Here is a 23010-nt window from a genome sequence, read left to right as displayed (position 1 = left end):
ATCATGGAATTATCAGTGAGATTGCAGGCAGTTGCGGATATGGTGACAGAAGGACTTAGGGTTGCGGATGTCGGTACAGACCATGCTTATATACCTATCTATCTCGTGGAGCATGGTAAAAACCCATCCGCAATCGCGATGGATGTAAATAAAGGTCCTCTTGAGAAAGCGAAAGAAAATATTGCTGTTCATAGACTGGAAGGCAAAATAAAGACAAGACTATCTGACGGACTTAGACAACTATGTTCAGGTGAAGCAGAAAGTGTTGTTATTGCCGGAATGGGCGGAGGTCTTGTGATGAAAATTATGGAAGAAGGTTCTTCGCACAAAAAAGAGATAAAAGAGTGGATTTTGCAGCCGCAGTCAGAAATCAGCAAAGTAAGACAATATCTAAATGAAGAGGGATATTCTATTGTTGAAGAAAATATAGTTATTGATGAAGGTAAGTTTTATCCGATGATGCGGGTGACAGAGGGCGATAGGGAAGAATATGCAGAGGAAGAGTTATGCTATGGTAAACGGTTGCTTGAACAAAAGAATCCTGTATTAAAGATGTTTTTAGAAAAAGAAATTCGCATAAAAGAAGAAATTCTTGAAAGACTACAGCGTACAGAGGGTGGTCAGGTGGCAAAGAGGATAGAAGAAATTGAGGAAGAAATACAAAGGTTACACAAAACTTTGTGTATTTTTTAGGAGGAATAACGTATGCTTTGTAAGGAGATTATAAAGAAACTGGAAGAGGTATATCCTAAAAATGCAGCACTTGAGTGGGATAATGTAGGTCTTCTTGTCGGCAGGGAGCAAAAGGAAGTGAAAAATATATATGTTGCCCTTGATTTGACAGAGGAAGTGCTAGACAAGGCGATAGAGGAAAAGGCGGATATGATTGTTACACATCATCCGATGATTTTTTCGTCGCTTCGTACAATTACGGATAAGGACTTTGTTGGACGCCGTGTAGTAAAACTATTGCAGAATGATATTTCTTACTTTGCAATGCATACAAATTATGATGTGATGCGTATGGCAGATTTATCGGCGGATATTTTGGGATTACAGGGACAGGAAGTTTTGGACAGAACTTTGGTGCAGGAAGAACTAGGTATCGGTAAATTAGGTAATTGTGAGCAGGAGATGACTTTGAAGCAGTGTGCTGAATTAGTTAAAGAGAAGTTTCAGTTAGATGCCGTGCAGGTATTTGGCAAGGATGAGAAGGTTATCAGAAAGATTGCAATCTGTGCAGGGTCTGGGAAAAGTGTGATTTCCGTTGCCATAGACAAGGGAGCGGATGTACTTATTACCGGAGATATAGGACATCATGAAGGGCTAGACGCAGTTGAGAGAAATCTTGCGATTATTGATGCCGGACATTACGGACTGGAGCATATTTTTATAAATGATGTGTCGGAAACGCTTAGAGAAATGTTTCCGGAACTTGAAGTGAAGAAAGCAGGGATTGTATTTCCGTTTCAGATATATTAAAACAAAGACAGTTTCTAAATCATATGGAAAAGAGGTAGTATTATGGGCAGAGAAATGTACAAAATACAGATAGGAAATGAGATAAAACTTTATGAGGAAGGAACAACATATAAAAAGATAGCGGAGGAATACCAAGGGCAGTACGAGAATGACATTGTTCTCGTACTTGTTGACGGGAAACTTCAAGAACTATTAAAAGAATGCAGACAAGATTGTAAGTTGGAATTTATTACAACCGATACAAAGGTAGGAAATGAAACGTATAGAAGAAGTATGTGTCTTTTGCTTGTAAAAGCCATTGAAGATATAGTAGGGCAAGAGAAAGTAAAGAAGATACGGGTACAATATTCAGTCGGAAAGGGATATTATTGCACGCTAGATGGAGAAGTTGAAATAAATGATATATTTCTTAGTCAGACAAAAAAACGCATGACAGAAATGGTGAAGGAAAAAGCACCAATTATCAAGAAAACGATTCATATTGATGATGCCATATCTCTTTTTAAAGAGCAGGGGATGTATGATAAGGAAAGGTTATTTCGGTATCGGAGAGTTTCAGCGGTAAATATATATGAAATGGAAGGGACGGCAGATTATTATTATGGTTACATGGTTCCGGATGCGTCTTATCTGAAATATTTTGCCCTATACCAATACGATGATGGTTTCGTATTGCAGATGCCCGTAAAGGAAGAACCTAAAGTAGTTCCTTCTTTTGAACCGCAGAAAAAACTGTTTCAGATTTTAAAAGAGTCGACCCAGTGGGGAGATATGATGCATATTGAAACGGTTGCGGATTTGAATGAGCAGATTACGAAACAGGGAATGCAGGAAGTTATACTTGTGCAGGAGGCTTATCAGGAAAGAAAAGTTGCGGAATTGGCAATGCAGATAGCACAGAGAAAGAGTGTTAAATTTGTTCTTATTGCGGGACCGTCCTCATCGGGAAAAACAACATTTTCACATCGTTTGTCTATTCAGTTACAGGCAATGGGATTAAAACCGCACCCGATTGCAGTGGATAACTATTTTGTAAACCGCGAGTTTACACCGAAAGATGAAAACGGTGAGTATGATTTTGAATGTATTGAGGCGATTGACAGAGAATTATTTAATCGCCAATTGACAGAACTGCTTGAGGGAAAAGCAGTACAGATACCTACATTTAATTTTAAGACGGGGAAAAGAGAATATAACACACCTCTTACAAAAATGGGTAAACAGGATATACTTGTTATTGAAGGAATACACTGTCTAAATGATGCGCTCACTTATAAACTTGCATCAGAAAATAAATTTAAAATTTATATCAGTGCATTAACGCAGTTGAATATTGATGAGCATAACCGTATACCGACTACGGACGGCAGACTTTTAAGACGTATGGTAAGAGATGCGAGAACAAGAGGAACATCGGCGAAGAATACCATAGCCATGTGGCATTCAGTGAGAAGGGGAGAAGAAAAAAATATTTTTCCATTTCAGGAGGAGGCAGATGCGATGTTTAATTCTGCTCTAATATATGAATTGGCAGTGTTAAAACAGTATGCAGAACCGATTTTATTTGGGATTGAAAAAGACTGCGCCGAATATATGGAGGCGAAACGTTTATTAAAATTTTTAGATTACTTTGTTGGAATCAATGCGGAAAATGTACCGAAAAACTCCCTTTTAAGAGAGTTTATCGGCGGTGGATGTTTTCGCGTTTAGATAAACAGCCTTTTCATATCAGGAGGAAGAGGAGCGGTAAATGTAAGTTTCTCTTTTGTAATAGGATGTGTGAAAGTCAGGCGGTAGGAGTGAAGAGCCTGTCGTTTCATAAAAGTATAGTCGGGATTATATAAGAAATCCCCTAAAAGAGCATGACCGATATATTTCATATGAACACGGATTTGATGGGTACGCCCTGTTTCTAATTTTAAGGAAACAAGGGAGTATCCATTTTTCCTTTTTAGACATTTGTAATGTGTCCGAGCAAAATCACCGTCCGTAAAATTTACTTCTCTTTCTATTGTGGAGTCTTTAACGCGGGCAATAGGGGCGTCTATAATACCTTCGTCATTTACATTTCCGTCAGCGATGGCGATATATTCACGATGAATAAATCGATTTTTTACCATATCGGACAAGAGTGATGCACTGTACATATGCTTTGCTAAAATGAGCAATCCTGTAGTATCTCTGTCTAACCGGTTGATGCATCGGTAGACGAAAGGAATGCCCTGTTGGCTGAAATAGTATGCCACGGCATTTGCCAGAGTGTTCTCATAATTGTTTTGAGAAGGATGAATGGGCATATCAGCAGGTTTGTTAATAACCATTAAGTCTTCATCTTCATAAATAATATTAAGAGGAAGTGGAACGGGAACGATATTATCAGAGGAATCTGTTTCCAGTAAAGTTATTGTGAGAATATCATTTTTATGCAGAATATCCCGCACTCTTGCCCAGCACCCATTTAACAATATTCCGTTTTCAGTTCGCTTTAAATGTGTGATAACCGGAGAAGAATAGCACTCCGCTTTCAAAAAAGAAAGCAGAGTGCTGTTTTCAAATTCCTCCGATATTGTATAAGTAAAAATACGTTTCATAAATACCTCTCATCAGAATTAGTGTGATTTAATTTCTCGCCATAATTCATTGTAAATGGCATCGTTTTTATCTCCTAAGAATTTAAAAGTTTCACAACGTTCCAACTCTTTTGCATCAGGAAAAGCGATAGTACTGTTTCGGATTGCAGGTTCTTCAATCAGTTTTCTACTTTCTGTGTTTGGAGTGGAATAGGTGATATAATCAAAGTTCATTTTTGCGATGTCAGGACGACATAAGAAATTAATAAACTTTTCGCCGTTCTCTTTATGCTTTGCATTTTTTGGAATTACCCACGAGTCAATCCATACATTTGACCCTTCTTTTGGAATCACATACTCTAAGTCAGGATTTTCAAGTTGTGTGTAAATCGCTTCACCGGAATAAATAACACCGATTGCCGCTTCATTTCCAATCATTTTATCTCGAACTTGGTCGATAACATATGCCTGCACGAGAGGTTTTTGTTTGATAAGTAATTCTTTTGCCTCCTGTAATTCGTCTAAATCGGTAGAGTTCAGTGAGTGACCGAGATATTTTAAAGCAACGGCAAAAGCGTCACGGACGCTATCCTGCATTAAGATATTATCCTTATATTTGGCATCCCATAATACAGACCAACTATCGATTGGTTCCTCCACCATTTTTTTATTATAAAGGATCCCTACAGTTCCCCAGCAATATGGAACAGAATATTTATTTTCCGTATCAAACTGCTTTGACTGCTCCATATATTGTGAACCGATATTTTTGATATTTGGAATATTGTCAAAATTTAATTCGGCAAGAAGGTCGTTTTCAATCATACGCTGAATCATATAATCAGAAGGGCAGACAACATCATAGGCGATAGCACCCGACTGGACTTTTGGATACATGATTTCATTTGTTTCAAATTCTTCGTAGACGACATTAATTCCTGTTTCTTCTTCAAACATGGTAATTACTTCAGGGTCAAGGTATTCTCCCCAGTTATAAACGATTACCTGATTATCTCCGCTTAAATCTTCTTTTGAACTATAGAAAATTCCACCTATGATAACGACTGTCGCCATAACAACAGGAACAATACGGCGAAGAATAAAATGTGTAATACGGGTAGATTTTTTTTCTTCTTTTGCTTTTACATCTCCTTTTTTTTCTGCCGGAGAAATATTAATTAAAATCAACAAAATTAATACAGATACAAAAAGAAGAGTGGAGAGGGCATACATTTCCGGCTTAATTCCTTTACGGACTTCACTGTAAATTTTTGTGGAAAGTGTGTCTACTCCGGGTCCTTTTGTAAAGTGTGTAATTACGAAATCATCTAATGACATTGTAAAAGCTAACAAAAATCCTGAAAATACTCCGGGTAAAATATCAGGAAATACAACTTTAAAGAAAGCATAAATCGGTGATGCACCTAAATCTAAAGCGGCTTCATAAGTACTTCGCTTAGTTTGCTTTAATTTCGGCATAACACTTAGAATCACATACGGTATATTAAAAGTGATATGCGCGATTAAAACTGTTGCAAACCCGAGTGAGAACTGGATGCCTGCAAATTTCAATGCTGTTCCCATTGCAATAAAGAGAAGCATCAAAGAAATTCCGGTAACAATATCTGCATTTAACATAGGGATGTTTGTAATTCCCATCATAATTGTTCTCGGTTTGCGTTTCATACTTTGAATACCGAGAGCGGCAGCAGTACCGATAATTGTTGCAATAAAAGCGGATAAAAGTGCAATAATTAAAGTTGTATAGAGAGCACTCATAATCTGCTCATTTTGGAAAAGGGAAACATACCATTTTCCTGTAAATCCGCCCCATTTTGCACGTGTCTTTGAATTGTTAAAAGAAAGTACGGCAAGTGTAACAATCGGAGCATATAGTAAAAAAATGATGAGTGATAAATAAATATTTTGTAATGCTTTTTTCATTAAAATGCTGTCCCCTCTCCCTCTTTATCGTATTTTGCAATCAATGCCATACTTGCAATAATGAAAATCATTAAAACAAGTGAGAGTCCTGAACCTACATTCCAGTTACTGCTTTGTTTGAATTCCTGCTCGATAACATTTCCGATAAGAAGAATTTTACTTCCACCGAGTAAATCGGAAATTACAAAAGTTGTAAGAGCGGGAACAAACACCATAGTAATTCCACTTATAATTCCGGGTGTGGTCAGTGGCAAAATGATTTTTGTAAAAGTCTGAATATTATTCGCACCCAAATCTCTTGCGGCGGAGATAACATCTTTATCAATTTTCACAATTACATTATAAATCGGCAGTACCATAAACGGAAGGAAGTTATATACCATACCGAGAATAATGGCGGACGGCGTATTGATAATGGATTGTGTGGGTAAATGGAAAAAGGACAGTACGCTGTTAATAACACCGTTTTTTTCCAAAAGTGTCTGCCATGCAAGTGTACGAAGCAAGAAATTCATCCACATTGGCAGAATAAAAATTAGCACGACAAAACTTGTCTGATTCATACTTTTTGAGGCGAGTATCATTGCCAGAGGGTATGCAAGAACAAGACAGATAAGCGTACTGATTAAGGAAAGCAAAAGAGCTAGTCCAAGCGCTTTTAAGTTTTCGGGTGTTGTGATTTTTGCAATGTTTGACAATGTAAATTCGTTTTTATTGTTTGTCAATCCATAGTATAAAATCATAAAAAGCGGAATAATGATAAAGGAAGCAGACCAAAAGAGGTACGGCCCTGCCAATAGTTTTTTCTTATTCTTCAACAATAACCGCCTCCTCGTCTTCAGATTCAGGCTTTTTCATAATCTGAATGTCAAACGGATCTACTTTGATGCCGACTTCAGTTCCAACAGCAAACATATCGGTACTGTGTACGAGCCATTTATAGTTATTTGCCATTACTTCCATTTCATAATGAACGCCTTTGAAAATTAAGTGAGTGACAATACCTTGCATAATGCCGTCTTCCGGTTTTACAAGATCAATATCTTCGGGACGTATTACTGCGTCGACAGGCTTGTTTTTGCCAAATCCTGTATCTACACAAGGAAAATTTACACCGAGAATTTTTACAAGTTTATCTTCAACCATAATAGCGGGAAGAATGTTACTGTCGCCGATAAAGTCGGCAACGAAAGCATTTTCCGGTTCGTTGTAAATATCTTCTGGAGTACCTATCTGCTGGATATAGCCTTGATTCATGACAACGATGGTATCCGACATAGTAAGGGCTTCTTCCTGATCGTGTGTAACGTAGACGAAAGTAATTCCTAATTCATTTTTTAAACGAATTAATTCGTACTGCATATCCTGACGAAGTTTTAAGTCTAAAGCGCCGAGAGGTTCATCAAGAAGAAGAACTTTTGGTTCATTTACGATGGCACGGGCGATAGCAATACGCTGCTGCTGGCCGCCGCTCAATGAGTCAGGCGTACGATTTTCATACCCGTCCAGATTTACGAGTTTTAAAGCGTACTTGATTTTATCGTTAATATATGCTTTTGATTTTCCTTTGATTTTCAGACCGAACGCAATGTTATCAGCAATGCTCATATGTGAAAAGAGGGCGTACTTCTGGAAAACGGTATTTAACTGACGTTTATTCGGAGCGAGGTTCGTAATATCATTGCCCTCGAAAATAATCTTGCCTTCGTTTGTGGTTTCAAATCCACCGAGAATACGAAGCAGTGTTGTCTTTCCACAGCCGCTTGGACCTAATAGAGTTAGGAATCTATTTTCATTTATATATAAGTTTAAGTCATCTAAAACCAGATTATCCCCATAGGATTTTGAAATATTTATCATATCAATTAATTTTTTTGCCATGACAGCCTCCTTAGTAGTGATGATTAAAAATTTGGTGGTGTGCTTACCCAAATAAGTTTTGCACCGGTTGAGCGGTTTGCCTTAATATAATGTTCTGAGTGGGGAGTGAAATAGAAAGATTCCCCTTTTTTTGCGTGATAAACTTTTTTCCCGATATGAATTTGTATACTTCCTTGAAGTACATATCCAAATTCCTCACCTTCATGAGGAAGGTCGGGATAGGTAGAACCGCCGGGTTTTAGTGTGAGCCGAATTGGTTCCATCATATTTTTTTGTGCGTTGGGGATAATCCACTCAACTGTATTTTCTAATTCTGTATCTACTTTTTCAAAATAGTCCTCATTACCAAACACAATCTGTTCATCAGATTCTTCCTGAAAGAAGTCTTTTAAACTGGTTCCAAGACATTGAAGAATATCGACTAAAGTAGAGATAGAGGGGGAAGTTAAATCCCTTTCCAATTGGGAAATAAATCCCTTTGAAAGTTCTGCACGGTCGGCAAGTTCTTCCTGTGTTAAATTCTTTGCTATTCGTAATTCTTTTAATTTCTGACCAATTTGCATAAATCTCCTTTCCGTTTGGTTGATAGTTGGCTTTAACTAAACAAAAAGTTTAGTATTTCTTAACAAAGCACGCATATTCTATTATACAGAAAAATGTAAAAAAATCAATAAAAAAGTACTTCGATTAGAAGATTTTATCGAAGCACTTTTTAAAGAGTATTTTTAATTGTTGTAAAAGTGAATCACATTTTCCAGACGGGAAGACATATTCATAAGAAGTAAGTCAATCAAAGTTAATGCCGTCATGGACTCCACTACGACAACTGCGCGAGGAATGATGATAGGGTCATGCCGTCCGTGAATGGAAAGAACAGTATTTTCTCCTGTTGATGTAACTGTGTTCTGTGGTTTTGCAATGGATGGCGTTGGTTTGAAGGCAGTGCGGAAAATTAGATTGCTTCCATCACTTATACCACCTAAAACACCGCCGGCATGGTTTGTTTTTTTGCATATTTTTTCATTTTTCATGTAAAAATTATCGTTATTTTCACTGCCGTATGATGAAGTGACAGCGAACCCATCGCCTATTTCAAATCCTTTTACTGCACCTATGGAAAACATTGCCTGTGCAAGACAGGCGTCCAATTTATGAAAAACAGGTTCTCCTATTCCAGCAGGAAGATTTTTCACCTGACATTCAATTATGCCACCGGCAGAATCACAGTCGGACATACACTGATTTAAAAATTCTGCTGCTTTTTCTGCGTATGCAAGGTTAGGCATACAGAGAGTATTTTCGCTTATTGCTGAAAAATCATATTCAGAGGAAGGAATTTCATAAGGTCCGATAGACTTTGTATAAGCGGAAACAGTGATTTCTAATTTCTTTAATAATTTTAAAGCGATAGCGCCGCCGGCAACACGCCCTATTGTTTCTCTGCCCGAGGAACGTCCACCTCCCCTGTAGTCGCGAAAGCCATATTTAGCATCAAAAGTATAGTCGGCATGCCCCGGACGATAGCAGGAAGCGATGTTTCCGTAGTCTTTTGAGTGGTGGTCTTCATTGCGGACAAGAAGAGAAATAGGTGTTCCTGTTGTTTTACCTTTGAAAACACCGGATAAAATTTCTACAGTATCACTTTCATTTCGTTTCGTTGTATATTTGCTTTGTCCCGGTTTACGTCGGTCTAAAAATTGCTGAATATCTTCTTCGGTAAGAGAAAGTCCGGCAGGACAGCCGTCAACTACAACGCCGATTGCTTTGCCATGCGATTCTCCCCATGTAGTTATTTTGAAAATATTTCCATATGTTGAGCCGGCCATAGTGTACCTCCTTTGTATAATTATTACATAACTATTATAAGATACGCTCAAATATCACGCAATTATTAATTTTTGAAGTTTTCTATATACATTTAGGGGGTAACGTATTATAATGGGAAAAGTAGTCAAAGCAATACTTTAAAAATATTAGCTTTGACTATTGATTTGCTTAAGAAAGATAAAAAGGGAGAAGTATTCAATGAGTGATATGAGAAAAGATAAGAAAAATGTATCATCTCAAAAAGATACAAGACAGAAGGAACTGCTTGCGGGATTGGAGGCTTTGGAAACAGAAGATTTATCCGGTTTTGGCAAGGAAAAAGAAAAGAAACAGAAAAAGGATGAGGGAGAATTAGTTTTTCTATATGATGACGATGAGAAAAACCCAAATTATCATCCAAAGAAAAAAGAAGAAAAATCAAAAGCAGGAAAGAAATGGATGATGATTACTGCATCTGTAGTAGGTGTTTTGCTTGCTGTGTATTTAGGATTTGCTTTCTATTTTAATAGCCATCTTTATTTTTCAACAATGATAAACGGAAATAAATTTGGTGGAAAAGATATAGCATATGTAGAAAAGTTTATTGAAAAGCAGATTAATGATTATGAACTGACACTAAAGAGAAGTGACGGGCAGACGGAAAAAATTTCGGGGAAAGAAATAGCGCTGAAATATAAACCGGAAAAAGAATTACAGAAAGTTTTAAAATCTCAAAATCCGTTTTTATGGCCAAAATCTCTTTTCAAAAAAGATGTTAGGGAAATTGAGATAGGTATTACATATGATAAGCAGAAACTGAGTGCAGAAATCAGTCAGTTAGAGTGTGTGAAAAATGCGAATCCGATAAAATCCGTTTCAGCGATGCCGGTATTTAACGGAGATGAGTTCACGATTCAAAAAGAGATTTTTGGAAATGAAGTGAATGTGGAAAATCTCACAAAAGTAATTGAAGCGCATTTGGATAGTTTAAATGAAGAATTGGATATGAAGAAAAGTAAAGCATATTATGAGCCGAAATACGTTTCGGAGTCGAAAGAAGTTGTTTCGGCAAAAGATGCAATGAACAAATGTCTGGATGCCGAAATCACTTATAATTTCAATCCATTTACGGAAAAAGTAGATAGAGCAAATATTTCACAATGGTTGTCCGTGAATGAAAATATGCAGGTGAGTTTCAAAGAAAAAGATGTGAGAGCGTATATTAAGAAACTGGCAGGCAAATATGATACATCAGGAAAACCACGTTCGTTTGTTACGGCAACAGGTAAGACAGTGGAAGTGAAAAATGGGATATATGGTTGGAAAATTAATCAGGATGCAGAGTATAAAAAACTGACAGAAGATATTTTGGCAGGAAAATCCGTAAAACGTGAGCCGGAATATAAGAGAAGAGCGGTATCGCATCAGGGAAATGATTTTGGCAACACATATGCAGAAGTAGACTTGACGACACAGAATATGTGGTTCTTCCAAGATGGAAAAAAGGTGCTTGAAAGTCCAATTGTAACGGGAAAACCAAGCGCCGGAAATGCAACTCCACAGGGGACATATACAGTTACTTATACGCAAAAAGGAGCGGTGTTGAAAGGAAAGATTTTACCAAATGGTAAAAGAGAGTATGAAACACCGGTAGACTTTTGGATGCCGTTCAATGGTGGAATAGGTTTTCACGATGCCACATGGCAGAGTTCATTTGGCGGAAACAGATATTTAACGCATGGTTCACATGGTTGCATTAATATGCCTTATGATAAGGCACAGCAGTTATTCGGATATTTAAAAGCAGGAACTCCGGTTATCTGTCATTATTAAGAGAAAAGGATAAAAATATATGTATAAAATTATTAAGAAAGATGGTCTTGCTAAAAGAGGAAGACTGGAAACAGTACATGGTACGATAGAAACACCTGTATTTATGAATGTAGGGACGGCAGCAGCCATTAAAGGTGCGGTATCTACGGAAGATTTGCAGGGAATAAAAACACAAGTAGAATTATCAAACACATATCATCTCCATGTACGTCCGGGAGATGAAGTTGTAAAAAAACTGGGTGGACTTCACAAATTTATGGTGTGGGACAAGCCGATTTTAACAGACTCAGGCGGATTTCAAGTATTTTCTTTGTCTGGTTTAAGAAAAATTAAAGAGGAAGGGGTCTACTTCCAATCTCATATTGATGGAAAGAAAATTTTCATGGGTCCGGAAGAAAGTATGCAAATTCAGTCAAATCTAGCGTCTACAATAGCAATGGCATTTGATGAGTGTCCTTCCAGTGTCGCAAGCAGACAATATATTGAAGATTCAGTGGCAAGAACGACCAGATGGCTTGAACGTTGCAAAGCAGAAATGAATCGTTTGAATCAGTTGCCGGATACCATTAATAAACAGCAGTTACTGTTCGGGATTAATCAGGGAGCAATTTATGAGGATATCCGAATTGAACACGCAAAGCGTATTTCTGAACTGGATTTGGACGGGTATGCATTAGGAGGTCTGGCAGTAGGGGAATCACATGAAGATATGTATCGAATTCTTGATGTGACAGTTCCGCATTTACCGGAGAACAAACCGACTTATTTAATGGGAGTTGGAACTCCTGCAAATATTTTGGAAGCGGTTGACAGAGGAGTTGACTTCTTTGACTGTGTATATCCGAGCAGAAACGGAAGACACGGTCATGTATATACAAATCATGGAAAATTAAATTTATTTAATGCGAAATATGAATTGGATGACAGACCGATTGAGGAAGGTTGTCAATGCCCTGCCTGTAGAAAATATAGCAGAGCCTATATCAGACACCTTTTAAAAGCGAAAGAAATGTTGGGAATGCGTCTGTGTGTTCTTCATAATCTTTATTTCTATAATACAATGATGGAAGAAATCAGAGAAGCGATTGAACAAGGCAGATATAAAGAATACAAGAAACAAAAATTGGACGGTATGTCAGGTAAATAGATATAAAGTTTTTATGAAATTTATGGAAAAGCCTTGATGAAAAGAATATTATTGTGTATATTGGTAATATCGCAAAAATTTAGGAGGAAAAGATAATGTTAAGTATCATTATTGTTTATGCAGTAATCTTAGGAGGATTTTGGTTTTTACTTATGCGTCCTCAGAAGAAAGAACAGAAAAGAATTAAATTAATGTTGGCGGAATTAGAGGTAGGGGATACTGTTTTAACAACAAGCGGTTTCTATGGAGTGATTATTGACGTACAGGAAGACGATGTTGTTGTAGAATTTGGTAATAATAAAAATTGCCGTATTCCAATGCAGAAAGCAGCAATTAGTCAGGTTGAAAAACCAGGTGCAGAAAACTAGAAAATTAAGAGAAACAGGTATAAAGGCGAAACTTATAAGAGTTTCGCCTTTATTGTCGTTTGACAGGAGGAGAAGAAAATGGCGACTCTGCTACGCGTTCCCCGTGTCTGTTGTCACGAAATTTTCAGTTGGGGCTAAACGCCGTATACAATTTTGCATGGCTGAATAGTTACAAAAAGTTAACAATTTTAAAGAAAACTTAAATGTTGTTTTGTTGCATAGGAATGGGGGATAGTTTATAATAGAAAGCGAAATTGAAATAGTATAGGGGAGATACGAATGATAAGGGATAAACTGAGAAGAGATAACCATATATGGAAAGTAGTGACATGTTTAGTACTATGTTTTGTGGTTATGGGTGTGTTGAAGACATCAACAGCAGCAGAGGAAAGTGAGCGGGCAGTGATTACACTCGGACCTGAATCGGTGGAAATGATGCAGGAGGAGGAAGTGCCTGAAATTACGGCGAAAGCAATTGGAAACGGAGATTTAAAACTTGTTTTGGATGCCGATACCGGATATACGGTGCAAGATTTATTGGACAGTTTTAACAAAGGAAATCATTATCAGATTTCATGTAATGTGGATGGAAAGACAGATGGGGAGTTTCCGATTAAAATAAAATTGTCTGAGAAGATTGAGGATTCTCTTTCAAAGGACTGGCTTGGGAAAGTCAGAATTGATTTGAAAGACGGTAAAGTTACTGTGAAGAATAAATACGGGCAGTGGGAAAAAGGTAAATTTAAGAAAAATGACGGTCGATATGCAGTTGATGAATTTGTTTTTTCAAAAGGGAAAACTTATTATATGGGAACAGACGGAAAGAAACAGACAGGCTGGCAGGAAAAGGACGGACAAATTTATTATTTTAATAAAAGCGGTGTTATGCAGACAGGTTGGCATAAAAAAGACGGTATAAAGATTTACTTAAAAGAAGACGGAAGCATGGCGGTAGGCTGGCAGAAGATTAAAGACGATAAGTATTATTTTGATAAAGATGGTAAAGCAGTTACGGGAAAACAACAAATCGGCACGAAAAAATGTGAATTTGCCAAAGATGGAAAGTTAATTTCGGAAGAAAATTCGATAGACCCAAACAAACCGATGATTGCTCTTACCTTTGATGATGGTCCGGGACCGGAAACAGAGAAGATTTTAGATGCACTCAAGGCAAATGGGGCAAGAGCCACATTCTTTATGCTCGCTCCGAAAGTGGAAAAATATCCGAATGCCGTAAAGAAAATGCAGGAGATAGGTTGTGAATTGGCAAATCATTCAACAACGCATACGGCATTGACAACACTTACACCGAGCGAAATTCGTAAAGAAATTTCCACAACCGCCCATGCAGTATCGAAAGTAACGGGAGGATTTCCGACAACATTAGTAAGACCTCCGTATGGAAAGAAAAATGATACGGTAAAAGCGACAGTGGGACAGCCGATTGTTATGTGGTCCATTGATACGCTTGATTGGAAAACAAGAAATGTACAAAGTACGATTAACAACGTATTGAAAAATGCGAAAGACGGCGATATTGTACTTATGCACGACATTCATAAACAATCTGTTGAAGCGGCAGTACAGTTAATTCCAATGCTGATTCAGAGGGGGTACCAGTTAGTGACAGTAAGTGAGTTGGCAGAAGCGAGAGGAATTGCAATGGAAAATGGCGCAAGTTATTCACACTTCCGCAAATAGAATATAAAAATGGTGTAGCCTTTTAATCAGGTTACACCATTTTTTAAACCTATTTATGTTTTGCGAGTAACTGATGGATTCTGTCTGTAGGATTTAAAACAGAACCGATTGTTAGATCATGATTTAAAGAATCGATGATTAATGCAAGGAATTTACTCATATCTGCAGTTACGAAATAAGGTTTTTCGTAGATTTCTTTTGGAAGGTAAGTAAGGTTAGTTGTAATTACGCGGTCAATATAACCTTTCTCATAGTATTCATCAAATTTTGCAAAACCTTCCGTAAACAAACCGAATGTTGTACAAACAAATACACGACCGGCTCCACGAGCCTTTAATTGTTTTGCTACATCAAGCATACTTTCTCCGGAAGAAATCATGTCATCGATAATAATTAAGTCTTTGCCGCGAATGTCATCACCGAGGAACTCATGAGCAACAATAGGGTTTTTGCCGTTGACAACAGTAGAGTAGTCACGTCTTTTGTAGAACATACCCATATCTACTCCAAGTACATTAGAGAAGTATACTGCACGGTGCATTGCGCCTTCGTCAGGGCTGATAATCATTAAGTGGTCTTTGTCCACCTGTAAATCAGGAACAGAGCGGAAAAGCGCTTTCATAAACTGATATGGTGGAGTAAAGTTGTCAAATCCTTTAAGTGGAATAGCGTTCTGAACACGCGGGTCATGAGCGTCAAAAGTAAGAATGTTAGAAACGCCCATATTTGTTAATTCTTCCAATGCAAAAGCACAGTCTAAAGATTCCCGTTTTGTACGTTTGTGCTGACGGCTTTCGTATAAGAAAGGCATAATAACGTTGATACGGTGTGCTTTTCCCGTTGCTGCGGAAATAATACGTTTCAAATCTTGATAATGGTCATCCGGTGACATATGATTTAAGTGTCCGTTTACACTGTAAGTTAAACTATAGTTACATACATCGACCATAACAAATAAATCACATCCGCGGATAGATTCATGAAACATACCTTTTGCTTCCCCTGAACCGAAGCGAGGGCAGGAAAGGCTTGCAAGATAGTTGTCTGTCTGATGATTGGCAAATAATGCAGGATTGATAGAATCTACAACAGGTGCATGACGAAACTGTACAATATAGTCATTTACCTTTTTTGCTAAGTCCGTGCAACTTTCCAACGCTGCGATTTTAAGAGGTGCTATCGGTAAACTTTGTTCTAATACTTTTAAATTTGGCATAGTGGCCTCCGTTTCTATATGTTTCTTTTTTCAAAAATATTTTAGCAAAAAAGAACGATGGATTCAACAAGACAGTGTTAAAAATTGCATTTTCTTTAAAAATTTAGTATGATATAGGGGATAAAGAAGATTTGTTTGATGACAGGAGTAAAACATGAAAAAAGAACATATCATTCGCAGTGTGGAAGAAGGAAGCATTGCATGGGAATTGGGGATAGAAGCAGGAGATAAATTAATCAGTATCAATGATAACGAGATTGAGGACGTATTTGATTATCATTTTTTAGTAAATGATGAAGAATTGATTGTGCTAATAGAGAAACCGGATGGCGAAGAATGGGAGTTGGAGATAGAGAAAGACTACGAGGAAGATTTGGGTATCAGTTTTGAGCAGGGACTTATGGATGAGTATCGCTCCTGCAGAAATAAGTGTATGTTTTGTTTTATAGACCAGATGCCGAAAGGAATGCGAGATACACTTTATTTTAAAGACGATGATTCCCGATTGTCATTTTTGCAGGGAAATTATATTACGTTGACTAATATGAGTGATGATGATGTGAGAAGAATTGTGAAATATCATTTAGAGCCTATTAACATTTCTTTTCATACGACAAATCCGGAGTTGCGGTGTAAAATGTTGCATAACCGTTTTGCAGGAGATGCACTGAAAAAAGTCGACATTTTATATGAAGGCGGAATTACAATGAATGGGCAGATTGTTCTCTGCAAAGGAGAGAATGATGGGGAAGAGTTGGAGAGAAGTATACGGGATATGACGAAATATCTTCCATATTTACAGAGTGTATCGGTTGTGCCTGTAGGACTTACAAAATACCGAGAGGGACTGTATCCGCTGGAGTCTTTTGAAAAAGATGATGCGAAGAAAGTATTGAAAACCATTCATAAATGGCAGAAGAAGATTTATGAAGAGCATGGAACACATTTTATTCATGCAGGCGATGAATGGTATATTCTTGCGGAGGAGGAAGTGCCTGAAGAGGAGAGATATGACGGATATTTACAGTTGGAAAACGGAGTGGGGATGTTGCGTCTTTTGCAGAACGAATTTGAGGAAACATTTAATGCTCTTGCAGGAGATAACAGAGAAAAAGAAATTTCTATGGCTACAGGAGTGCTTGCGTATCCGTACTTAAAGAAAATGATTGAAAAACTACAGACAAAATATCCGAATATTACCGTGCATTTATATAAGATTATCAATCATTTTTTTGGAGAGAAGATTACAGTTGCAGGATTGATTACAGGACAGGATTTAATCGATCAGTTAAAAGGTCAGCCTTTGGGAGATACTTTGTTGCTTCCTTGCAATATGTTAAGAGATGGGGAAGAAGTGCTGCTCGATGATGTGACACTTACGGATGTGAAAGAGGCTTTACAAGTAGATATAGATATTGTAAAATCAAGCGGACAAGATTTTGTGGAAGCAATTATAAAATAAGATATAGAAGGAGAACAAGTATGAGTAAACCGATAGTAGCCATCGTAGGAAGACCGAATGTGGGGAAATCCACATTGTTCAATGCGTTGGCGGGAGAAATGATTTCAATTGTAAAAGATACACCCGGTGTGACAAGAGATCGCATTTATGCGGAAGTCAACTGGCTTGATAAAGAATTTACATTAATTGATACAGGAGGGATTGAGCCTGACAGTAAAGATATTATTTTATCACAGATGCGTGAACAGGCACAGATTGCCATTGATACGGCAGATGTGATTATTTTTCTCACAGATGTAAAGCAGGGGCTTGTAGATTCTGATTCTAAAGTTGCTGATATGCTTCGCCGTTCAGGAAAGCCGATTGTTTTAGTTGTAAATAAAGTGGACAGTTTCCAAAAGTTTATGACAGATGTGTATGAATTTTATAATTTGGGAATTGGCGATCCGTTGCCGATTTCGGCATCTTCACGTTTGGGAATTGGAGATATGCTTGATGAGGTTGTAAAACATTTTCCGGAAACAACAGGGGAAGAAGTGGAAGACGACAGACCGCGTATTGCTATTGTAGGTAAGCCAAATGTAGGTAAATCATCTATTATCAATAAATTACAAGGTGATAACCGTGTAATTGTATCGAACATTGCCGGAACGACAAGAGATGCCATTGATACACCGATTACTTATAATGGAAAAGAATATGTATTTATTGATACGGCAGGACTTCGCCGAAAGAATAAGATTAAGGAAGAATTGGAAAGATACAGTATTATCCGTACAGTTACGGCGGTGGAAAGAGCAGACGTTGTTTTAATCGTTATTGATGCGACAGAAGGAGTAACTGAACAGGACGCCAAGATTGCGGGAATTGCTCATGAGCGTGGAAAAGGTATTATTATTGTTGTAAATAAATGGGATGCCATTGAGAAACATGATAAGACAATGTACGAGTACGAAAAGCAGGTTCGCCAAGTATTATCTTATATGCCGTATGCAGAAATTATGTATGTTTCGGCTGAAACGGGACAGCGTTTGAATAAATTATATGAAAAAATCGATATGGTTATCGAAAACCAGACACTCCGTGTTGCGACAGGTGTATTAAATGAAATTATGATGGAGGCAGTTGCTATGCAGCAGCCACCTTCGGATAAAGGAAAACGTCTGAAATTATACTACATTACTCAGGTATCGGTGAAACCGCCAACATTTGTTATCTTTGTAAATGACAAAGAGTTGATGCACTTTTCATATACAAGATATTTGGAGAATAAAATCAGAGAAGCATTTGGTTTTAAGGGTACATCGTTGAAATTCTTTATTCGTGAGAGAAAGGATAAGGATAAATAATATGGAACGTTTAGTTTGTCTGATACTCGGATATGTTTGCGGATTATTTCAGACAGGGTATATTTATGGTAGATTACATCATATAGATATTAGAAATCACGGAAGCGGAAATGCGGGAACGACAAATGCTCTTCGTACACTCGGCTGGAAAGCAGGAGTGATAACCTTTTTGGGTGACAGTTTAAAGTGTGTTTTTGCCGTGGGGATTGCGTATATAATTTACGGGAAAAATCACAGTGAAATGTTTGAGTTACTGGCGATGTACGCCGGAATGGGTGCAGTTCTCGGACACAATTTTCCTTTCTATTTAAAATTTAAAGGAGGAAAGGGAATTGCAGCCACAGCGGGACTTCTTCTCGCAGTAAATCCTAAAGTAGCGCTTGTGGCAATGCTTACATTTATTGTTGTGGTAGGCGTGACGAGATATGTTTCACTTGGTTCTATCATTTTAGTTGTGATTTTTGGAATCGGAATGGTTGTGCAGGGAGAAATTTTCGGAACAACTCTTACACAGTCACAACAGTATGAATTGTATGTGCTTTCAGCGTTTTTAGTGATATTAGCAGTATATAAACATCGTGAAAATATAAAAAGATTATGTAATGGAACTGAAAACAAGTTAAAGTTTGGAAAGAAGTAGGAGAATAGGATATGGCAAATGTAGGTGTATTAGGAGCAGGAAGTTGGGGAACTGCATTAGCATTATTACTTCACAAAAACGGTCATCAGGTGACTGTTTGGTCAATTTCAAAAGAAGAGGTGGAAATGCTTTCAAAGGAAAGAGAGCATAAAAGTAAACTTCCGGGGGTAAAACTTCCACAGGATATGCAGTTTACGAATGTATTGGAAGAGGCAATTCAAGGAAAAGATTTTATGGTGCTTGCAGTACCCTCTCCGTTTACGAGAGCAACGGCACGCAGTATGAAACCGTTTGTGGCGGAAAATCAGATTATTGTGGACGTGGCAAAAGGAATTGAGGAAGATACGCTTATGACTTTGTCACAGCAGATTCATGAGGAAATTCCACAGGCAGATGTGGCCGTTCTTTCCGGACCAAGTCACGCCGAGGAAGTAGGAAGAGGACTTCCGACAACCTGTGTTGTAGGAGCGAAGACGAAAAAGACGGCGGAATATTTGCAGGAAGCATTTATGAATGAAGTGTTTCGTGTATATACAAGTCCCGATATGCTTGGAATAGAAATTGGAGGTTCACTGAAAAATGTTATTGCATTAGCAGCGGGAATTGCAGATGGACTTGGCTATGGAGATAATACAAAGGCAGCTTTGATTACAAGAGGAATTGCTGAGATTGCAAGGCTTGGAGTTGCAATGGGCGGAAAACTAGAAAGTTTTACCGGACTTACGGGAATTGGCGACCTGATTGTTACCTGTGCAAGTGTGCATAGTCGTAATCGAAAAGCGGGGGTTTTAATCGGACAGGGAAAAACAATGGAAGAGGCAATGGAAGAAGTGCAGATGGTTGTGGAAGGAGTTTATTCCACAAAAGCGGCAGTGAAACTTGCTGAAAAATACAATGTGTCTATTCCGATTATTGAACAGGTAAATGCCGTATTATTTGAAGGGAAAAATCCGGGGGAAGCGGTAAAAGAGTTGATGTTGCGAGATAAAAGAATAGAAATTCCTACATTACCGTGGGAATAGGAAGAAGATGGAAGAAGGAGAGGATTTTTATAGTCCTCTCCTAAAGTACTTCTGTATTTCCTAAATATTCAATATCAGGAAGCAGTTCAAAATAAAAATCCTGATATTCTTTTTTAAGGGCATCAATAATCAGCCCCTGCACATTGCGAAGACGTGAGATAGAAATCATATCTTTATCAAACGTGATGTAAACGCTAATCCAAAGTTTCCGTCCCGTGCGTACAATGTCATAATATAATTGCTCGTATCCGTAGGAATCTAAAATCGGATTAACGATGTTTTTGATTTCGGCAACGGTTTCTTCTTCAGGAGCAATTAAGAAAATATCTCTAAGTCCCGTAATAATGGCACGGATTGGCGTAGGTAACATAAATAGTGAAAGTAAAATGGCTATAATCTGATCCAAATAAGGAACAATATGGGAAAACCAACTTACTTTGATAAGAAGTGGAAGAAAAAAGGCGGCAGCCATACCTAATGAGGCAATACCGTCAATAATCCATTCTTGAATTTCCATTGTTACAAGAGGTGAGTGAGTTTTGGCATTTTTCCTTTTTAGAAGGAAGATAACCAATATACTTAGCAATGCTGCAAAAAGTTCAAAATACGCAATGTTACTGAAAGAAATATGTCGACCTCCGTTTAGTACGATTTCAATATTGGTGGCAATAAGCCCAATAGTGATTGCGACCATTGTAAAACCTTTAATCACCACAAAGAAAGATTCGATTTGCAGATAGCCAAAAGGTCTTTTTTCGTTAGAAGAGCGATAGAGTAACGGAACAATTCCAATGGAAATGAGAATCATGACAGATTCCACGCTATCATAAAAACCGTCAAGAAGAACGGCTTGCGAGCGGGTATATAGAGCGATGATAATTTCCAGAAGAGCGAAAACAAGTCCGGCAATTAGCGAGATGTTCAGAGCGGAACGCTCTTTTTTCTGTTTTGTTCGAGTTGCATGCATATATGTAACACCAGCCTTATCTTTTTTGTTTTCATTGTACGACTTTTATGGGAAAAAATCAATGCGGTGACTTCTAAAAAAGAAAAACCTGACATACATTATTATCAGCATAACAAGGGGGTATTTTATGAATACGTTTCATTTATACAAAGACATACAGGCGAGAACAAACGGAGAAATTTATATTGGAGTGGTAGGACCTGTGCGAACCGGAAAATCTACGTTTATCAAAAGATTTATGGATTTACTTGTTCTGCCTCACATGGAAGATGAACATATGAGAATGCGGACGAGAGATGAATTGCCACAGTCTGCTTCCGGGAAAACAATTATGACAACAGAGCCTAAATTTATTCCGAAAGAAGCGGCAGCCATTGAACTAGAGGAAGGGATTACGGCAAATATCCGTCTGATAGATTGTGTCGGATACATGGTAGAAGGAGCGGTGGGGCATATTGAAAATGAGGAAGAAAGACAGGTAAAAACACCGTGGTTTGAACACGAAATTCCATTCACAAAGGCAGCAACAATCGGTACGCAGAAAGTGATACGCGAACATTCTACAATAGGAATTGTAATTACAACAGATGGAAGTATCGGGGAATTGAAAAGGGAGAATTACATAGAAGCAGAAAAAAATACGATTCGGGAATTACAGAATATCGGAAAACCGTTTATTGTTTTAGTAAATTCTAAAAAACCTTATGGAGATGAAGCAAAGACGGTAAAGGAACAGATAGAATCACAGTATGGAGTGACGGCGCTGACTGTAAATTGTGAACAGTTAAGGCAGGAAGATATTCATCAGATTATGCAGAGTGTTTTATTTGAATTTCCAATAGCCGAAGTACAGTTCTATATACCGAAATGGGTTGAAATGCTCCCAATAAACCACAGAATCAAACAAGATTTGCTTCTTCATGTAAAGGAAATGCTGAATACTTTTTCGCAAGTGAAGGATTTGAAAAAAGAATGGAAAGAAACGGAAAGCGACTACATAGAGGAAATGCGGATTGAGGAAGTAAAAATGGATTCGGGGAGTGTAAAAGTTCGCATTCAGATTGGGGAAGCATTTTATTATGAAGTGCTTAGTGAGGTTACGGGAGAAAATATTACAAGTGAATATGATTTGATTGGGACAATGAAAGAACTTTCCATGCTGCGAAAAGAGTATGAAGGCGTGAAAGATGCGATGGAGTCGGTAAGATTAAAAGGATATGGGGTTGTTTCTCCGTCTAAGGAAGAAATTAAATTGGAAGAGCCGATAATCATTAAACAGGGCAATAAATTCGGAGTGAAAATACATTCGGAAGCGCCGTCTGTACATCTGATTAAAGCGAATATTGAAACGGATATCGCACCGATTGTGGGAAGCGAGCAGCAGGCAGAAGATTTGGTGAAATATATTAAAGAAGCAAAGGAAACAGAAGAAGGAATGTGGAAAACAAATATTTTCGGGAAATCTATCGAAGAATTAGTTACAGAGGGAATGCATAATAAAATGATGATGATTAATGATGAAAGTCAGGTGAAATTACAAGATACTATGCAGAAAATTGTAAATGACAGCAATGGCGGTCTTGTGTGTATTATTATTTAAAATGTTTCTGCTTTTGTGCTAT

General features: G+C 37.7%; 20 protein-coding genes. 12 read left to right on the top strand and 8 right to left on the bottom strand.

What is annotated here, in order from left to right:
* Nucleotides 1–3 precede the first annotated feature (3 nt).
* From ACYPXO_RS06910 to ACYPXO_RS06900, 3 genes are read left to right on the top strand one after another with little or no spacing between them, the layout of a single operon-like run.
* Nucleotides 4–693, top strand: a complete 690-nt coding sequence (locus ACYPXO_RS06910) for a tRNA (adenine(22)-N(1))-methyltransferase (protein WP_459639880.1) — start codon at nucleotides 4–6, stop codon at nucleotides 691–693.
* A 12-nt stretch (nucleotides 694–705) separates the two neighbouring features.
* Nucleotides 706–1482: a Nif3-like dinuclear metal center hexameric protein gene (locus ACYPXO_RS06905; RefSeq protein WP_459639879.1), complete on the top strand. Its 777-nt coding sequence runs from the start codon at nucleotides 706–708 to the stop codon at nucleotides 1480–1482.
* Between the two features lie 42 nt (nucleotides 1483–1524).
* Entirely contained in the window at nucleotides 1525–3192 is a 1668-nt protein-coding gene (locus tag ACYPXO_RS06900; protein ID WP_459639878.1) for a uridine kinase family protein, read from the top strand.
* Here ACYPXO_RS06900 and ACYPXO_RS06895 read toward each other — a convergent pair.
* The 6 genes from ACYPXO_RS06895 to aroC all read right to left on the bottom strand — a co-directional run bounded on the left by ACYPXO_RS06895 (nucleotide 3189) and on the right by aroC (nucleotide 9703).
* Entirely contained in the window at nucleotides 3189–4073 is an 885-nt protein-coding gene (locus ACYPXO_RS06895) for an RluA family pseudouridine synthase (RefSeq protein ID WP_459639877.1), read from the bottom strand. The genes ACYPXO_RS06900 and ACYPXO_RS06895 overlap by 4 nt on opposite strands.
* Before the next feature lie 18 nt (nucleotides 4074–4091).
* On the bottom strand, nucleotides 4092–5996 hold the full coding sequence (locus ACYPXO_RS06890; protein WP_459639876.1) for an extracellular solute-binding protein: 1905 nt from the start codon (nucleotides 5994–5996) through the stop codon (nucleotides 4092–4094).
* Entirely contained in the window at nucleotides 5996–6814 is an 819-nt protein-coding gene (locus tag ACYPXO_RS06885) for an ABC transporter permease (protein WP_459639875.1), read from the bottom strand. The genes ACYPXO_RS06890 and ACYPXO_RS06885 overlap by 1 nt, the downstream gene beginning before the upstream one ends.
* Nucleotides 6804–7877 (bottom strand): ABC transporter ATP-binding protein, encoded by a 1074-nt coding sequence (locus ACYPXO_RS06880; RefSeq protein WP_459639874.1) that lies wholly within the window; start codon nucleotides 7875–7877, stop codon nucleotides 6804–6806. Before ACYPXO_RS06880 ends, ACYPXO_RS06885 begins: the two co-directional genes overlap by 11 nt.
* A 23-nt stretch (nucleotides 7878–7900) precedes the next feature.
* Entirely contained in the window at nucleotides 7901–8440 is a 540-nt protein-coding gene (locus ACYPXO_RS06875; protein WP_459639873.1) for a helix-turn-helix domain-containing protein, read from the bottom strand.
* A gap of 162 nt (nucleotides 8441–8602) precedes the next feature.
* The gene (gene aroC, locus ACYPXO_RS06870; RefSeq protein WP_459639872.1) at nucleotides 8603–9703 is read right to left on the bottom strand and encodes a chorismate synthase; all 1101 of its coding nucleotides are present in this window, start codon (nucleotides 9701–9703) and stop codon (nucleotides 8603–8605) included.
* Nucleotides 9704–9902: 199 nt separating this feature from the next.
* Here aroC and ACYPXO_RS06865 point away from each other — a divergent pair, with 199 nt between their 5' ends.
* From ACYPXO_RS06865 to ACYPXO_RS06850, 4 genes are all read left to right on the top strand, one after another.
* On the top strand, nucleotides 9903–11516 hold the full coding sequence (locus ACYPXO_RS06865) for a L,D-transpeptidase family protein (protein ID WP_459639871.1): 1614 nt from the start codon (nucleotides 9903–9905) through the stop codon (nucleotides 11514–11516).
* A gap of 19 nt (nucleotides 11517–11535) precedes the next feature.
* Nucleotides 11536–12663, top strand: coding sequence for a tRNA guanosine(34) transglycosylase Tgt (gene tgt, locus ACYPXO_RS06860; RefSeq protein WP_459639870.1), 1128 nt, complete (start codon nucleotides 11536–11538; stop codon nucleotides 12661–12663).
* A 95-nt stretch (nucleotides 12664–12758) separates the two neighbouring features.
* Complete coding sequence (gene yajC / locus ACYPXO_RS06855; RefSeq protein WP_459639869.1) at nucleotides 12759–13031, top strand: preprotein translocase subunit YajC; 273 nt, start codon at nucleotides 12759–12761, stop codon at nucleotides 13029–13031.
* Between the two features lie 279 nt (nucleotides 13032–13310).
* On the top strand, nucleotides 13311–14732 hold the full coding sequence (locus ACYPXO_RS06850; protein ID WP_459639868.1) for a polysaccharide deacetylase family protein: 1422 nt from the start codon (nucleotides 13311–13313) through the stop codon (nucleotides 14730–14732).
* 49 nt (nucleotides 14733–14781) lie between these two features.
* Here the strand turns inward: ACYPXO_RS06850 and ACYPXO_RS06845 are convergent, their stop codons facing one another.
* On the bottom strand, nucleotides 14782–15948 hold the full coding sequence (locus tag ACYPXO_RS06845) for a ribose-phosphate pyrophosphokinase (protein ID WP_459639867.1): 1167 nt from the start codon (nucleotides 15946–15948) through the stop codon (nucleotides 14782–14784).
* Between the two features lie 154 nt (nucleotides 15949–16102).
* On the opposite strand from ACYPXO_RS06845, the gene ACYPXO_RS06840 reads away from it, so the two are divergent.
* Genes ACYPXO_RS06840 through ACYPXO_RS06825 form a run of 4 tightly spaced genes read left to right on the top strand, consistent with a single transcriptional unit; the run spans nucleotide 16103 to nucleotide 20421 of the window.
* Nucleotides 16103–17410 (top strand): DUF512 domain-containing protein, encoded by a 1308-nt coding sequence (locus ACYPXO_RS06840; RefSeq protein WP_459639866.1) that lies wholly within the window; start codon nucleotides 16103–16105, stop codon nucleotides 17408–17410.
* 20 nt (nucleotides 17411–17430) lie between these two features.
* Nucleotides 17431–18759 (top strand): ribosome biogenesis GTPase Der, encoded by a 1329-nt coding sequence (gene der, locus ACYPXO_RS06835; RefSeq protein WP_459639865.1) that lies wholly within the window; start codon nucleotides 17431–17433, stop codon nucleotides 18757–18759.
* A 1-nt stretch (nucleotide 18760) separates the two neighbouring features.
* The gene (plsY, locus tag ACYPXO_RS06830) at nucleotides 18761–19399 is read left to right on the top strand and encodes a glycerol-3-phosphate 1-O-acyltransferase PlsY (protein WP_459639864.1); all 639 of its coding nucleotides are present in this window, start codon (nucleotides 18761–18763) and stop codon (nucleotides 19397–19399) included.
* 11 nt (nucleotides 19400–19410) lie between these two features.
* A complete protein-coding gene (locus ACYPXO_RS06825) occupies nucleotides 19411–20421 on the top strand; it encodes an NAD(P)H-dependent glycerol-3-phosphate dehydrogenase (protein ID WP_459639863.1) in 1011 nt (336 codons plus the stop codon).
* A 40-nt stretch (nucleotides 20422–20461) separates the two neighbouring features.
* Here ACYPXO_RS06825 and ACYPXO_RS06820 read toward each other — a convergent pair whose 3' ends face one another.
* Entirely contained in the window at nucleotides 20462–21388 is a 927-nt protein-coding gene (locus ACYPXO_RS06820) for a cation diffusion facilitator family transporter (RefSeq protein ID WP_459639862.1), read from the bottom strand.
* A gap of 127 nt (nucleotides 21389–21515) precedes the next feature.
* Between ACYPXO_RS06820 and spoIVA the strand changes: the two genes are divergently transcribed.
* On the top strand, nucleotides 21516–22988 hold the full coding sequence (spoIVA, locus tag ACYPXO_RS06815) for a stage IV sporulation protein A (RefSeq protein ID WP_459639861.1): 1473 nt from the start codon (nucleotides 21516–21518) through the stop codon (nucleotides 22986–22988).
* The last annotated feature ends 22 nt before the right edge of the window (nucleotides 22989–23010 follow it).

It is taken from the genome of Faecalimonas canis (assembly GCF_054601575.1).
This window is presented reverse-complemented; position numbering and strand designations above follow the sequence as displayed.

Bases quoted from the DNA above. Each gene is read 5' to 3' on its own strand.
- ACYPXO_RS06820 (WP_459639862.1), bottom strand. From the start codon at position 21,388: ATGCATGCAACTCGAACAAAACAGAAAAAAGAGCGTTCCGCTCTGAAC.
- ACYPXO_RS06890 (WP_459639876.1), bottom strand. From the start codon at position 5,996: ATGAAAAAAGCATTACAAAATATTTATTTATCACTCATCATTTTTTTA.
- yajC (WP_459639869.1), top strand. From the start codon at position 12,759: ATGTTAAGTATCATTATTGTTTATGCAGTAATCTTAGGAGGATTTTGG.
- ACYPXO_RS06900 (WP_459639878.1), top strand. From the start codon at position 1,525: ATGGGCAGAGAAATGTACAAAATACAGATAGGAAATGAGATAAAACTT.
- aroC (WP_459639872.1), bottom strand. From the start codon at position 9,703: ATGGCCGGCTCAACATATGGAAATATTTTCAAAATAACTACATGGGGA.
- ACYPXO_RS06875 (WP_459639873.1), bottom strand. From the start codon at position 8,440: ATGCAAATTGGTCAGAAATTAAAAGAATTACGAATAGCAAAGAATTTA.
- ACYPXO_RS06840 (WP_459639866.1), top strand. From the start codon at position 16,103: ATGAAAAAAGAACATATCATTCGCAGTGTGGAAGAAGGAAGCATTGCA.
- ACYPXO_RS06910 (WP_459639880.1), top strand. From the start codon at position 4: ATGGAATTATCAGTGAGATTGCAGGCAGTTGCGGATATGGTGACAGAA.
- ACYPXO_RS06845 (WP_459639867.1), bottom strand. From the start codon at position 15,948: ATGCCAAATTTAAAAGTATTAGAACAAAGTTTACCGATAGCACCTCTT.
- ACYPXO_RS06895 (WP_459639877.1), bottom strand. From the start codon at position 4,073: ATGAAACGTATTTTTACTTATACAATATCGGAGGAATTTGAAAACAGC.
- tgt (WP_459639870.1), top strand. From the start codon at position 11,536: ATGTATAAAATTATTAAGAAAGATGGTCTTGCTAAAAGAGGAAGACTG.
- ACYPXO_RS06880 (WP_459639874.1), bottom strand. From the start codon at position 7,877: ATGGCAAAAAAATTAATTGATATGATAAATATTTCAAAATCCTATGGG.
- ACYPXO_RS06850 (WP_459639868.1), top strand. From the start codon at position 13,311: ATGATAAGGGATAAACTGAGAAGAGATAACCATATATGGAAAGTAGTG.
- plsY (WP_459639864.1), top strand. From the start codon at position 18,761: ATGGAACGTTTAGTTTGTCTGATACTCGGATATGTTTGCGGATTATTT.
- spoIVA (WP_459639861.1), top strand. From the start codon at position 21,516: ATGAATACGTTTCATTTATACAAAGACATACAGGCGAGAACAAACGGA.
- ACYPXO_RS06905 (WP_459639879.1), top strand. From the start codon at position 706: ATGCTTTGTAAGGAGATTATAAAGAAACTGGAAGAGGTATATCCTAAA.
- der (WP_459639865.1), top strand. From the start codon at position 17,431: ATGAGTAAACCGATAGTAGCCATCGTAGGAAGACCGAATGTGGGGAAA.
- ACYPXO_RS06865 (WP_459639871.1), top strand. From the start codon at position 9,903: ATGAGTGATATGAGAAAAGATAAGAAAAATGTATCATCTCAAAAAGAT.
- ACYPXO_RS06825 (WP_459639863.1), top strand. From the start codon at position 19,411: ATGGCAAATGTAGGTGTATTAGGAGCAGGAAGTTGGGGAACTGCATTA.